10 protein-coding genes and 1 other annotated feature are annotated in these 12,310 nt (G+C 42.8%); of the genes, 4 read left to right on the forward strand and 6 right to left on the reverse strand.

The genetic code is table 11. From position 1 onward, the window contains the following. Positions 1-31: 31 nt before the first annotated feature. Together ACTQ45_RS05060 and ACTQ45_RS05065 are read right to left on the reverse strand one after the other, a co-directional pair. Complete coding sequence (locus ACTQ45_RS05060; protein ID WP_441751484.1) at positions 32-1,177, reverse strand: NAD(P)/FAD-dependent oxidoreductase; 1,146 nt, start codon at positions 1,175-1,177, stop codon at positions 32-34. A gap of 183 nt (positions 1,178-1,360) precedes the next feature. Next, positions 1,361-2,524, reverse strand: coding sequence for a pyridoxal phosphate-dependent aminotransferase (locus ACTQ45_RS05065; RefSeq protein ID WP_441751482.1), 1,164 nt, complete (start codon positions 2,522-2,524; stop codon positions 1,361-1,363). 181 nt (positions 2,525-2,705) lie between these two features. On the opposite strand from ACTQ45_RS05065, the gene ACTQ45_RS05070 reads away from it, so the two are divergent. Beyond that, on the forward strand, positions 2,706-3,674 hold the full coding sequence (locus ACTQ45_RS05070; protein ID WP_441763112.1) for a nuclease-related domain-containing protein: 969 nt from the start codon (positions 2,706-2,708) through the stop codon (positions 3,672-3,674). A gap of 1,304 nt (positions 3,675-4,978) precedes the next feature. Here ACTQ45_RS05070 and ACTQ45_RS05075 read toward each other — a convergent pair. Continuing rightward, positions 4,979-6,091: an IS4 family transposase gene (locus ACTQ45_RS05075; protein WP_441763113.1), complete on the reverse strand. Its 1,113-nt coding sequence runs from the start codon at positions 6,089-6,091 to the stop codon at positions 4,979-4,981. 167 nt (positions 6,092-6,258) lie between these two features. On the opposite strand from ACTQ45_RS05075, the gene ACTQ45_RS05080 reads away from it, so the two are divergent. The 3 genes from ACTQ45_RS05080 (at position 6,259) to ACTQ45_RS05090 (ending at position 8,885) form a co-directional block, all read left to right on the forward strand. Continuing rightward, entirely contained in the window at positions 6,259-6,468 is a 210-nt protein-coding gene (locus ACTQ45_RS05080; protein ID WP_441751478.1) for a hypothetical protein, read from the forward strand. Positions 6,469-6,591: 123 nt separating this feature from the next. Further along, positions 6,592-6,886: a binding site (T-box leader), on the forward strand. A 246-nt stretch (positions 6,887-7,132) separates the two neighbouring features. Then, complete coding sequence (locus ACTQ45_RS05085) at positions 7,133-8,194, forward strand: methionine ABC transporter ATP-binding protein (protein ID WP_441763114.1); 1,062 nt, start codon at positions 7,133-7,135, stop codon at positions 8,192-8,194. 10 nt (positions 8,195-8,204) lie between these two features. Further along, a complete protein-coding gene (locus tag ACTQ45_RS05090; protein ID WP_441751813.1) occupies positions 8,205-8,885 on the forward strand; it encodes a methionine ABC transporter permease in 681 nt (226 codons plus the stop codon). A gap of 156 nt (positions 8,886-9,041) precedes the next feature. Here the strand turns inward: ACTQ45_RS05090 and citG are convergent, their stop codons facing one another. The 3 genes from citG to ACTQ45_RS05105 form a co-directional block, all read right to left on the reverse strand. Further along, complete coding sequence (citG, locus tag ACTQ45_RS05095) at positions 9,042-9,914, reverse strand: triphosphoribosyl-dephospho-CoA synthase CitG (protein WP_441751474.1); 873 nt, start codon at positions 9,912-9,914, stop codon at positions 9,042-9,044. Further along, positions 9,907-10,602 carry a GntR family transcriptional regulator gene (locus ACTQ45_RS05100; protein WP_441763115.1) on the reverse strand — a complete coding sequence of 232 codons (696 nt, stop codon included), beginning with the start codon at positions 10,600-10,602 and terminating at the stop codon, positions 9,907-9,909. Before ACTQ45_RS05100 ends, citG begins: the two co-directional genes overlap by 8 nt. Before the next feature lie 64 nt (positions 10,603-10,666). Next, positions 10,667-12,304 (reverse strand): phosphoenolpyruvate carboxykinase (ATP), encoded by a 1,638-nt coding sequence (locus tag ACTQ45_RS05105; RefSeq protein ID WP_441763116.1) that lies wholly within the window; start codon positions 12,302-12,304, stop codon positions 10,667-10,669. Positions 12,305-12,310: the final 6 nt, after the last annotated feature.

Below are 12,310 nucleotides of genomic sequence, written 5' to 3' on the forward strand. Positions count from 1 at the left end.
TCAAGCGAGACGTAAACCTTATGAAACTGCATTACTCAGGTGGCTGGTCCTTGCGGCGAACAAAACGCTCGATGGGAAAGTCTTCTGGCTTGATATCCCATTGACCTTGCTGAACTAGCTGGGTCCATTGATGACCTAAGAAAGGCCCACTCGTCAAGCCTGAAGCGCCTAAACCACTAACGGCCCAGACGTTCTTCAAACCGGGCACTTGCCCTACTAAAACCGACGCGTCCGGTGTATATGCTCGGCTTCCAACCTCACGGCGATGAATCGGCAGGCCTTTAAGAGCAGGCATCCACTGCTCTGCCGCTGCTCGAAGTGTTGCTAAGCGCTCTTCGTCAAAGTTTAGATCATATCCCATATCATGCTCGTGAGTCGCCCCCACGACAATCTCCCCATTGTTAAAGGGAATCAAATCGAGTTTACCTGGCAACATCACAACTGGCCAGTGACGGTCTTTCCAATCATCTGAATAGAAACTTAACAACTGCCCCTTATGCGCCGTAATAGCCACTTCATAGCCCAAAGGTTCCAATAAGCTAGGCAAATGTGGGCCGGCGCTTAAAAGGATGCGATCGTAAGTTTTTGCAAGGCTTGATGGACTGGCAAGCGTGACAGCTTGTTCTTCATTGAAGTTGGTTTGCGCGCGTTCACGAATGATTGTCCCACCGAATGTTTCGATAGCGGCCTGCAGATTTTGGATTAAGGCACGACCGTTAATGCGAGCGCCACCTTCAACAAAAGTTGCATGATAATCTGTTTCTAGATGCGGGAAAAAGTTTTGCAATTCATTATTAGGAACTGTTTGGATTTCCCCAATTGCTGGTGCTGTCTCGCGCTTTTTAGCGCCATCCGTCAAGTCTCGTTCTAAGCGATTGGGCTTATCGCGCATAATCAAGGTGCCATCTTGTTGGAAGATATCCGTGGTATCAAAGCCGTCCGCGTTCAAATCGGCCATCATTTTTCGGTAGAATTCTGCACCGTTCGATACGAGGAAGTACCAAGGTTTATTGCGTCTTAAAGTGAACCAAGGACAGATAATCCCAGCTGAGGCACTCGTCGCTTGACCAACCCCTTCGTCAAAGACTGTCACCTTGTGTCCACTTCTAGCTAAGTAATAGGCAGCCGTCGAACCGACAATGCCGCCTCCGATGATTCCAATTGTTGCTTGTGTCATCAAATCAACTCCGTTTCGTCTCTCTAGTTTAATGGAATTTAGCTTACTTGAAAAGCTTAGACTTTAACAAAGAGTGATTGACTATCAATTTAAGGTCGCAGGCTTGAGGTAACGCTAGCTGGTTTACAGTCTTATTTTGCCTGGAGGAAAAAAGACCGCTGAAAGATTCAGCGGCGGATGCATTTATTTATTTGCGTTAACAAATGTTTCGATTCGCTTCAGTGCTTCAGTCAGTTTTTCAGTGCTGGCAGCATAGCTTAGGCGGAAGTAATTTTTACCTGCTTCGCCAAAAGCCGATCCGGGTACAACGCCAACTTTTGCTTCGTGGGCTAATTTAGTCGCGAATTCGTAGCCGTCACCGTCAAACCAAGCGGGAACCTTAATGAATAGGTAGAAGGCACCTTGTGGGGCAGCCAGTTCAAAGCCGAGCTTCTCAAAGCCAGCCACTAGTAGGTCGCGTCGTTCGATATAGCCTTCGCGCATTTCGTTAATCGCCTCGTCACCTTCGGCATAGCCTTTGATGACTGCATATTGTGCTTGCGTGCTTGGTGCGTTGACGGCTGATTGGTGAACTTTGAAAATCTCATTAATTACCCATTGTGGGCCACAGATGAAGCCCATTCTCCAACCTGTCATCGAGTGAGATTTAGATGCGCCGTTGATGACAATCGTTTGTTCAGGAATATACTGGGCAATCGATGTGTGCTTGCCGTCAAAGGTTAATTCAGAATAGATTTCGTCAGAAATTACGAATATATCATGTTGCTTAATCACTTCTGCTAGTGCTTCCAATTGGTCAGCCGTATACGTTACTCCCGTCGGGTTCGATGGGTAGTTGAATAGTAGGGCTTTAGTTTCTGGATGCTCTTTTAGCGTTTCTTCCAGGCGTTGCGGTGTCAGGATAAAGTCGTCATTTGAGACGTCAACCGGGACAAACGTTCCGCCAGCTAAGCTAACTTGAGTGCCGTATACCGCATAATGTGGCGACGGAGTAATGATTTTTTCACCTTTATTAAGTAAGGCGTAAAAAGTCGAAAAGAGTGCTTCAGTCGCACCAACGGTTACTATAATTTCTTCCGTTGCTGAATAAGTTAGGCCGTATTTGCGGTCCATATATTGGCTAATGATTTCACGTAATTCAATGAGACCGCGCGAGTGGCTATAGCCGTTAAAGCTTTTATCGATGGATTCAATCGCGGCATCTTTAATAAAACGTGGAGTCGGATAATCCGGCTCACCAATCGTCAAGCGAATGATTCCTTCAATTTCACTGATAGAATCATTAAATGTACGAATCGGACTTGGTTTTAGGGCCGCCAAGCTTTCGTTTAACTTTATGTTTTTCATCGTAAACTCACCACTTTTTAAGTATTTTCTTATATTGTAGCATAAAAGATGAGTAGGTACGATAGAAAGAAGGAACAGCACTCGTCGAATTGTTTTTTTTTCATTAAGTTTTAGAAAAAAAAGCATATTGGGGGGGCTTTTTGCGTATTTATATAAAAGACCAATTATAAGGAGCGATTAGATGTTAGAGAAGAATTTAGAGTTACAATATTTAGAGATTATGCAAGGGCGCAATGGTCTAAATGAGAAGGAGCAATTTAATTTAAAATTGCAACAGCGAGGTTTTTTAGGTGAAAGTGAATTGTATGAGTTATTGTTGAAGCATGGGCAGCGTGATTGGGCGTTTTTGCATGACCTGTGGCTTGGAGTAGGGGGCACGAGTCAAATTGACTTGTTACTGGTGAGCCGGTCTGGGATTTTAGTTTTGGATGCTAAAAATTATGAGGGCCATTACTCACATATTAATGGACAGGCGATGATTAACGGCAAACGGGTGAATCACGACATTTTCACCCAACTGAATCGGTCTGTAGAAAAGGTTAGAGAAATGTGCAAGCAACTAGGTTACAACGGGACGGTTAAGGGGCGGGTGGTGTTCGTCAATCCGGATAGTCAGCTTCAGGTGGAAGGCGCTGCGGCGGAACTAGCTTTGAATCGGGCGGGTTTGATTGGTTTGGTTCAACAAGTTTATGAGAGTGAAGTTATTTCGATGCCAGCCAACATGACTCCCCTTCAAATGCAGAAGCTGATCTCGGAGCGCTATAGAATTAAGAATCCTTATCCGCCTAAAAGCTTGTCGGTTGAAGAGGTGAGCCAGTTGAAGGCGGGATTGTGCTGTCCTGAGTGTTCGAGTTTTGAGGTCGAGTTGTCACGTTATAAAGCGACCTGTTGTCAGTGTGGACACATGGAGAGTAAGGAGCGGGCAATCGTCCGCACGATTTGTGAGTACGGGCTGTTGACACATGAGCGGGTGCTTCGCTCCACAGAAGTTCAGGTCTTTTTGGGGAATCAGGTGCCGTTTCATTATGTTTCAAAAAATCTTAGCAAAAACTTCCAACAATTAATGACAGGGCGCTATTCTCATTATGAAAACCCATCGACTGGCTTAAAGGATATCACTTTACTCAAAAAATATAACTTTAAGAGGTAATATCAACAATCTGTTTTAATAAGTCTGATGAAATAACATTGGTTAATCTAGAATGATGACGATTTACTATTATTGATTACCTTGTTAAAAGTGTCTATTCTACAGGGTCCACTTTATAGAGGTCTAACCCCACGTGGTTATTTCGCGACGTGGCGTTGGAGGGTCTAACCCCACGTGGTTATTTCGCGACGTTGAATTGGAGGGTCTAAGCCCACGTGGCTATTTCGCGATGTTGAATTGGAGGGCTAACACCACGTGGTTATTTCGCGACGTTAAATTGGAGTGTCTAACACCACGTGGTTATTTCGCGACGTTGAATTGGAGGGTCTAAGCCTACGTGGCTATTTTACGACGTAGAATTGGGCGTCTAACGCCACGTGGTTATCTCGCGACGTTGAATTGGAGGGTCTAAGCCCATGTGGTTTTTTCGCGATGTTGAATTGGGCGTCTAACCCCACGTGGTTATTTCACGACGTTGAATTGGAGGGTCTAACCCCACGTGGTTATTTCACGACGTTGAATTGGAGGGTCTAACCCCACGTGGTTATTTCGCGACGTTGAATTGGCGGGTCTAACCCCACATGGTTATTTCGTGACGTAGAATTGGGCGTCTAACCCCACATGGTTATCTCGCGACGTAGAATTGGAGGGTCTAACGCCACGTGGTTATTTCGCGACGTAGAATTGGGCGTCTAACCCCACGTGGTTATTTCGCGACGTTGAATTAGAGGGTCTAACGCCACGTGGTTATTTCGCGACGTTGAATTAGAGGGTCTAACGCCACGTGGTTATTTCGCGACGTTGAATTAGAGGGTCTAACGCCACGTGGTTATTTCGCGACGTAGAATTAGCGTTCTACCCCAAGGCTCCCATTACCTCACACCTCCCAAAACCCTGCAACACCAGCGGAGTCGCTCACCTACGGTTCCCGACGATTAAACAAAGAGCCTGCCGCCCTTGCAAAACCGTCGCGGACCATCGGGGAGCGACTCCTTTATTCTTTTAAAGCCCACTCACTTAATGTTAAAGCGACACGAGTTAAGTTACTTGTTAGCTCTACTGGCTAGGCTGGTGCTTTCTGTATGAAGCCGCGATAATAGTTGTATTTATCGTTAATAAAAAGTATAGTATTTATCACTAGTGGTGCATAAAAATTAATAAAATATTGACCAACACAGATTGCTTTTTATTCAAGATAATTTTAACGCTTCAATTAAAAAAACTGAATGCTGACGCAAGTGGATGACTTTGCCAGTTTTTTTTACCTGTTTAGTTAAATCAAAGTAATGTGCCAAGCCCTTATCTTACGTGGGGACCAATTGTACGAACAGTTGCTCAAACGGTTCAAACAAGAGTGTACGTAGGGTCCTTAACACTTGAAAAATTGACCGCTTTGTTTGGAGTTTTAGTCGCATAAGATAAGTCAGGAGATACGCAATCATCGCCAATATCACTTGGTTAGTGACGCCTTCTTCTGACTGTGAGAAATAATGTTTGATCGTTAGATGCTGCTTCATGTGTTTGAAGAACAATTCAATTTCCCAGCGTGACTGATAAATGGCACTGATTTCTTCTGCCGATAAATCATGACGGTTGGTTACCAGACGTAAATTTGACGCATTTTTACGCTGGATCGTCACAACTCGAAAGCGATGAGTGATGTCATTTTTTCCACCAAGTCGCGTCAGTTGGTCAGAGATAATGGGTGAATCGTTCGACAGTTTCCAAGTGGAATCTTCCGTATAACAGGTGAGCGAATTGCTTTTAAGACGTGTCACGAAGAAATAGCTGTGGTCGTCTAAGTGATCTAACATTAAATAATCCAGATAGCCTCGGTCAAAGACGTAGGTGGCATTGGGTTCTTCTACAATGTTTAGTAGAAAATTTTTATCATGCGCAGAAGCTGTACTCTGCTCGAATTTAACCGGGTAAATGGCTCCTTTGTCGATATAACGAAGCATGAGATGGACCTTAATCCCAGATTTCGTTGGACGAAACTTGGCCCACTTATACGCTAATTGACTTAACGAAAACGTGATCGAATCAATGATATATAACTTTTTGTGGGAGATTTTTGGATGATATTGCTCGATTTGTCCCAGTAATTGAAAGAATAGTTCTAATAACACCGATTGGGGACAGCGTTTCAATGACCTAGCTAATTGAGAATATGAAATGGCGGTTAATCCTACTTCCTGTTGTAGTTTAGGGTTGATGACGGTGTTTTCCAAATGGCGTAAACTCTCTTTTTCATCGTGAATCGCATGAAGTAATAGCTTAAGAAAAGCCTCAAAGTCCACCTTCTTCACATACTGATTAAATTGAGCCATCTCTTTTTGAGCACCTTTTGACAAGGTTGTTAAATTAATTGGCGAAAACCATTTATTAAATGTTATGTTTGTATTATACTTATCCATGGTATGTTCCTTTATAGTGGATTTGGATAAGTCATCCAACTCTTTTATAGAGGACTTTTTCGGTTCATTTCATGGAACAATTTGACGATAGTTTTATTAATTTTTATGCACCATTAGTGAGTATTTATATATAGATATCCACCATCTAAAAGAGAGGAATTGGTAACATGACAAAAGAAATCAAACATAATTTAGTAATTCTGGCTGCCTTTATTGTAGTGGCAACTTTAGATTGGCTGCAAGTGATTTCGATCAATTCCGCAGTGCTTGGTGCAGCCACATTACTCATGTATAAATACCCAAATAAAATCAATCGCAATATCTTTTTCCAACTAGCTGTCTTGGCGACCATGGTCTGGCTTTTTCAGATTTACTAAGCGTCCTCACTGACTCCATCCGACGTCATCCAAAATATCACCCCTTCTGATTATGAGAATTAAATGATAAAAAAGCTTGACACCTTCTCATTTTACTTGTAAGATACATTCAGATTAATAAAGCAAAACGCTTTGAAGTGGAAAGTAAATTTAATCATCTGTCAAAGAGAGCCTGTGTGGGTGTAAGCAGGTACAGTATGATGAATTGAAAATGGCCATTGAGCGGTCATTCCGAATGCACGAGCAATCGCGCAATAGGGATGAACGGCAGCAACCGTTAGGAAGCCACAGTATTAAATGAAGCTCTGTCCATTTGAGGCAGAGAGTCTAAAAATCATGCGTACTGTTTGAGGCTGTTTCAGTGATGTAACAGCAAATTAAGGTGGTCACACGAAGTTAACAAACTCTCGTCCTTTTCATAGGAGGGGAGTTTTTTGCATTTACACCAAGCGATTGACGTGTGATACTGAATTTAAGAAGCAATTAGAGGCTAGCCAAGCGTACACTCTAATCAAAAGATTACATCACAACCGGCGAGCTGCACCGAATTCGCACAAATAAGCACGAACTAGCAGCAAAGAAAGCAACAAATACAACACAATACGCGCCCAGCACTATCAAATTAAGCACCAGCCAAACAACCAGGCGCAAGAGGAGGAAAAACATGATAACACTACGTGACATAGACGTCGTATTCCATGATGAAGATCGTGTCGTAACAGCCGTGAAAGACGTCAACTTAGACGTCGAAAAAGGCGAAATATATGGCATTGTCGGCTACAGCGGGGCAGGGAAAAGTACTCTCGTTCGTACCATTAACCTGCTACAAAGACCAACAAACGGAAGTGTCCTAGTCAACGGACAAGATTTAATGACCCTGAAACCGCATAGCCTGCGCCAAGCACGCAAGAAAATTGGCATGATCTTCCAACACTTTAACTTGATGGAATCCCGCACGATTTTCGACAACGTTGCCTACCCACTAAAAGGTAGTGGTTTAAATAAAAAAGAAAAAGCAGCCAAAGTAGCAGAGTTACTGGACTTAGTCGGCCTAAAAGAAAAAACGGACGCCTATCCTAAACAACTATCTGGTGGACAAAAGCAAAGAGTCGCGATTGCGCGCGCTCTAGCCAACGACCCCGACATCCTTTTATGTGACGAAGCAACTAGCGCACTGGACCCGAAAACGACCAGCTCAATTCTGGACCTACTGCGAGAACTAAACGAAAAACTCGGCCTAACCATCGTGATTATTACTCATGAAATGTCAGTCGTTAAAGACCTCTGCCATAAAGTAGCCGTAATGGAAGACGGGCGCATTCTCGAACAAGGCCCAATCGTAGATATCTTTACAGAGCCCACTGAACATTTAACCAAAGAATTTATCGACACCGCCACCCATTTTGACCAAGAAATGGCCATGGTCTTAGCACATCCAGAAACACAGAAACTAAATCGCGAAGGTATTCTAGCGCGTTTAAGTTACGTGGGTGTTGGCACCACGCAACCACTGATATCAACCCTTGTCCGCGATTTCGATGTGACTGTCAACATCATATATGGACACGTTGAAATCCTACAGAATATACCAGTGGGTAATTTACTCGTTGCCTTTACCGGAGATCAGAAAAAAATCCAAGACGCGATCGACTACCTGCGCACTAGCGATGTGAAGGTCGACTCAGTCAGCGAACTACTCGAAGAATACGTAACGAAGGAGGATTAGAATGGAGTATATCAATAATTTTATGATGGAATATTTACCACACGCATGGGACTTACGCGACAAATTCGGCGAAGCTATCTGGGAAACCATCTATATGCTTGGCTTAACAGTCTTCTTCGGCGGACTACTCGGCTTATTACTAGGAATCGTCATCACTGTGACCGGACCAAAAGGCATCCTACCAAACAAAGTGATCTATGGAGCGCTCGACTCATTTATTAACATCTTCCGCTCGATTCCATTCATCATCTTATTAGCTTTATTAGTACCATTTACTCGCCTACTCGTTGGCGTATCAATCGGAGCCACAGCGGCATCTGTCCCAATCATTATCTCGACCATCCCATTTTTCGCAAGACAAGTGGAAATCGCCCTATTAGAAGTTGATCCTGGCGTCGTCGAAGCCGCACAAGCAATGGGCTCAAGCCCACTGGGCATCATCTTCCGCGTTTACCTACGCGAAGGACTGCCAGCACTACTGCGCGTCAGCGCCTCGACCGTCATCAACATCATCAGCCTAACCGCAATGGCCGGAGCCGTCGGAGCAGGTGGACTAGGAACGATGGCCATCGCCCGCGGATATCAACGCAGTCGCATGGACGTTGTTTTAGTATCAACCTTCCTCATCCTAGTCATCGTTTTCATCAGCCAACGCCTATTCAACTGGCTAATCAAACGAACACAACATTAGGCAGAATATTCCCCACGATAAGCAAGCCTTACTTAGGGATTAAACATGCCCAAATGGACCCACAAACAATCCCTTCCATTCGAACGCAGAGTGGAAGGGACTTTTTTTATTGGCAAATAAAAGCCCCCACTCTTTGTCGGAGTGAGGGCTTAAACGTTAATTAAATATTTCTTCTAAAAAAGCAAAGTAGATTCCAATCGCTAATAAATCCGCCGCCCCACCAGGACTCAAGTGACGCTCCATCATTTTCTGATCGTAAGCGGTCAAATCTTCCATGAAATCAACTTGATTTAAGTTCGCTTCATGTAACTCCAGCATGTCTTTTTTGACTTGCTGCCAGGCGTCATAGCCCCCACGATGCAAAATATTGCCATCTTCCACTTCACTCATTAATAAGACAAGTGAACGTAAAAGAACAACTTCATCTTTCTCGTGACTTTCTCGGTATTGACGCAAGAAAGGCAACAATAAATGATGCACTGCAGGATAACCATTAGCCGCTTCACCTCGAATACCGGTCATACCTTTTTCTAAATATAAACGCTCGCCATTAGATAACTTGGCTTTTAAATGAATCTTGGCAAAATCATGTTTAATTAGATTTTCTGTCATTTTCTGTACGATGACTAAAATCGTTTCAACATCGATCGCTTCCAAAGGTAACTTCGGATTATTTTTTAGAAAATAGCCAGTGGCCGTTAAAATCACGCCAAAGGAAAAGTTTGCGCCTTTGTGTGTATTGATCCCACGCGTCGCCTCCAACATATCTTGTTCCGCTTGAATACCAATGACACGGCAATAATCAAACAAATCTTCTAAAGTGCCTTCATGTTGGTAACCAAGGTCAACATATTCTTGAAAATAGGGCGTTAAGGCCATAATGCTATTAAGAAAAGTATAGTAATTCATATCATGGTGAGAGCCGTTATTGGCCCGGTCAACTAAACCAGGCTTAGGTGTTAAGGCCACTTCATAAAGTAGAGCCTTAGTGGCTAGTTGAGCAACTTGCTTCGTAAGTTTATTAGCCAAGGCGTCGACGCTCCATTTCTGCTAAAATAAAGTCCAATGACCGATCGAGATGGTCATGAACCATCATCGTGATTAAAGGAATATCATTATTTTTCATACCTTTTAAAATTAACCAATGTTCTTCTAGTGCAATGCTACGACGCGCAGATGATCGAATCGCCACGTCACGGAAATAAACTAGATAAGTTTGTAAGTCAGTTACAATTTCACGTAAGCGCAACATCTCTGATTTTTCGTAAATAAAGGCGTTAAAATCAGAAAAATTCTGTAAGACTTCATCAACCTTGTCAAGAGCATTGAGCTGTTCGCCGTATTCTAACAAGGCTTCTAACTCGCAGTAATCTTCTGACGTCATGTTTTCCATGGCTTTGATCGTTGCTAAAGTATCCAATGCTTTACGAATATCATATATTTCGTGAGCATCTTTAATTCGAATCCCTTTAACCATCATTCCAATGCGGGGGACATGTTCGACCAGATTCTCTTCAGTCAGTTTTTTCAAGGCATAACGAATCGGAGTACGGCTAATATTCAGCACATCAGCAAATTCCATTTCATTGATACGTACACCTGCTGGAATATCTCCTAGAATGATTGTTTTCCTAAAAGCCTGATAAACCGACTCCTTTAAGGAGCGATTTTGACTTACATCAAGATTAAGTTTTACTGCTTCAAAAATGTCATTCATTCGTTATACTCCTTATAATTCAGCTGCTGATTAGTGAACTCTTTCAGCAACATTTAGTGTCTAGTTAATTGATTGAACGCACAATCTTTTGAAAGGCTTCAATTATTTCATTTGGCAATAAATCCATCGTGTGTTTGGCATTAAAGTTAATAATAAAATCAAGGCGTCCTTGCATTCTGCTCTTTAAGTAATCTAAGTAGACTTCATCTTCAAATGGGACATCGAAACCGTCTAATGCAACGAATTCGAAATGCTCCAATGGACCGAAGGGTTCAAATTTAGCTTCTTTCAAGACATTAGCTTCAATCAACCCTAAGGTATCTTTAGGGGTTACTTTCTGACCTAAAAACTCCCCCGTATTAATGATATAACAATCGACCCCTTTTTCAAATAAAGCTTTGAATTTTTCATAGTCTTCAACTAAAGGATACACACGAAATGGATTCGCATAAGGTTCAATGACTAATGCATCGTGGTCATCCGTCGTGTTTTCTGCCGTTGAACGTTTAGTTGCCAAGGTAGCCCCAAAAGCAGAAGCGAGCAAGGGATTGGTTACTTTAACGATCGGTGGCAAAGAATCATCCTTCATAATCCAATAAATCGCTTCGATCGGCTCATCAATTTTATCAACACGGTTGGCGGTCGAATAACGTGACTTAACCGTCCGCCCGTTACCATTACGGATATCTTCTGTCACTAACGCTTTCTTGCCCTTTTCATCAAGCGTCACACCAACGTTTTGTAAAGTCACGAAGTAGTCTTGCTCTGGATGTCCAGCGGGATAGTCACTCGTTTTATCAAAATAGGAAGGCTCTAAAGCAATCGAAGAGCCATCCTCGATGCTCACAATAAAAGCATCGTCATGTAAAACTTCAATATCAAAGCGTCCTTCATGTTTGGCATGGGTTAATGTTGATTTACCTGATCCAGATAAACCGAAGAAAGACGCAACGTGAGCATCAGCTTCTGTTCTAAAGATCTTCAAGCCACCATGGCAAGCGACATAACCGTTACGAGCCGCGGTTCCCCAAGCTAAAGTCAGCGTTCCTTTTTTTATTTCGCCAAAATAGTTCATACCTAAGACGGCGACCACGTTGTGTTCTGAGTCAAAATAAGAAAGGCCCATTGGATAATCAGGGTGTTTAAACTCAGGGTAGAAGAAGATGTAAATATCATTTTCAGGGTATTCTTTAGACTCTGCATAAAGCTTATCGTATTTTGCATTGGCAATTTGGAAATTGATTAACCATGAATATAAATTATTACTTTGGCTTTCAGGCATCGTAATATGTGCCTTCACCATGAAGTCAGTATCTAAGCCAACATAAGCAGTTGCTTTTAAGAAAGGTTGGTGTGAACCAGCGAAAATGGCGTCACGAACAATCCCTAGTAATTTATCGTCTTCCTCAGAATCATCACCATAATTGCGACGAGCTTTAGCAGTTCGACCAAACACTCGACCATCTTGGGTTAATAATTGCTTTGCATCAGCAGGTAAGCCTAATTCCACAGAGTGCTTGACCTCAGTGTCTAAAACGATTGTATTAGGAGCGTTTAAGGCCCTTAGATAAGCCTCTTCTAAAGAGTTGACTTGTGTGATGTTGTTTGAGTAAAAAGCTGTTTCGACGGTGGACTTGAGACGAGAGAAGTGAGGGTTACTTTTGCGAATATCATTCGTTTGAAACATCTCAATGGTTGCCATAAATAC

It is taken from the genome of Fundicoccus sp. Sow4_D5, from assembly GCF_052116365.1.
GTDB lineage: Bacteria > Bacillota > Bacilli > Lactobacillales > Aerococcaceae > Fundicoccus.

Coding starts and splice junctions, on each gene's coding strand:
- ACTQ45_RS05060 (WP_441751484.1), bottom strand. CDS start 1,177: ATGACACAAGCAACAATTGGAATCATCGGAGGCGGCATTGTCGGTTCG.
- ACTQ45_RS05065 (WP_441751482.1), bottom strand. CDS start 2,524: ATGAAAAACATAAAGTTAAACGAAAGCTTGGCGGCCCTAAAACCAAGT.
- ACTQ45_RS05070 (WP_441763112.1), top strand. CDS start 2,706: ATGTTAGAGAAGAATTTAGAGTTACAATATTTAGAGATTATGCAAGGG.
- ACTQ45_RS05075 (WP_441763113.1), bottom strand. CDS start 6,091: ATGGATAAGTATAATACAAACATAACATTTAATAAATGGTTTTCGCCA.
- ACTQ45_RS05080 (WP_441751478.1), top strand. CDS start 6,259: ATGACAAAAGAAATCAAACATAATTTAGTAATTCTGGCTGCCTTTATT.
- ACTQ45_RS05085 (WP_441763114.1), top strand. CDS start 7,133: ATGATAACACTACGTGACATAGACGTCGTATTCCATGATGAAGATCGT.
- ACTQ45_RS05100 (WP_441763115.1), bottom strand. CDS start 10,602: ATGAATGACATTTTTGAAGCAGTAAAACTTAATCTTGATGTAAGTCAA.
- ACTQ45_RS05105 (WP_441763116.1), bottom strand. CDS start 12,304: ATGGCAACCATTGAGATGTTTCAAACGAATGATATTCGCAAAAGTAAC.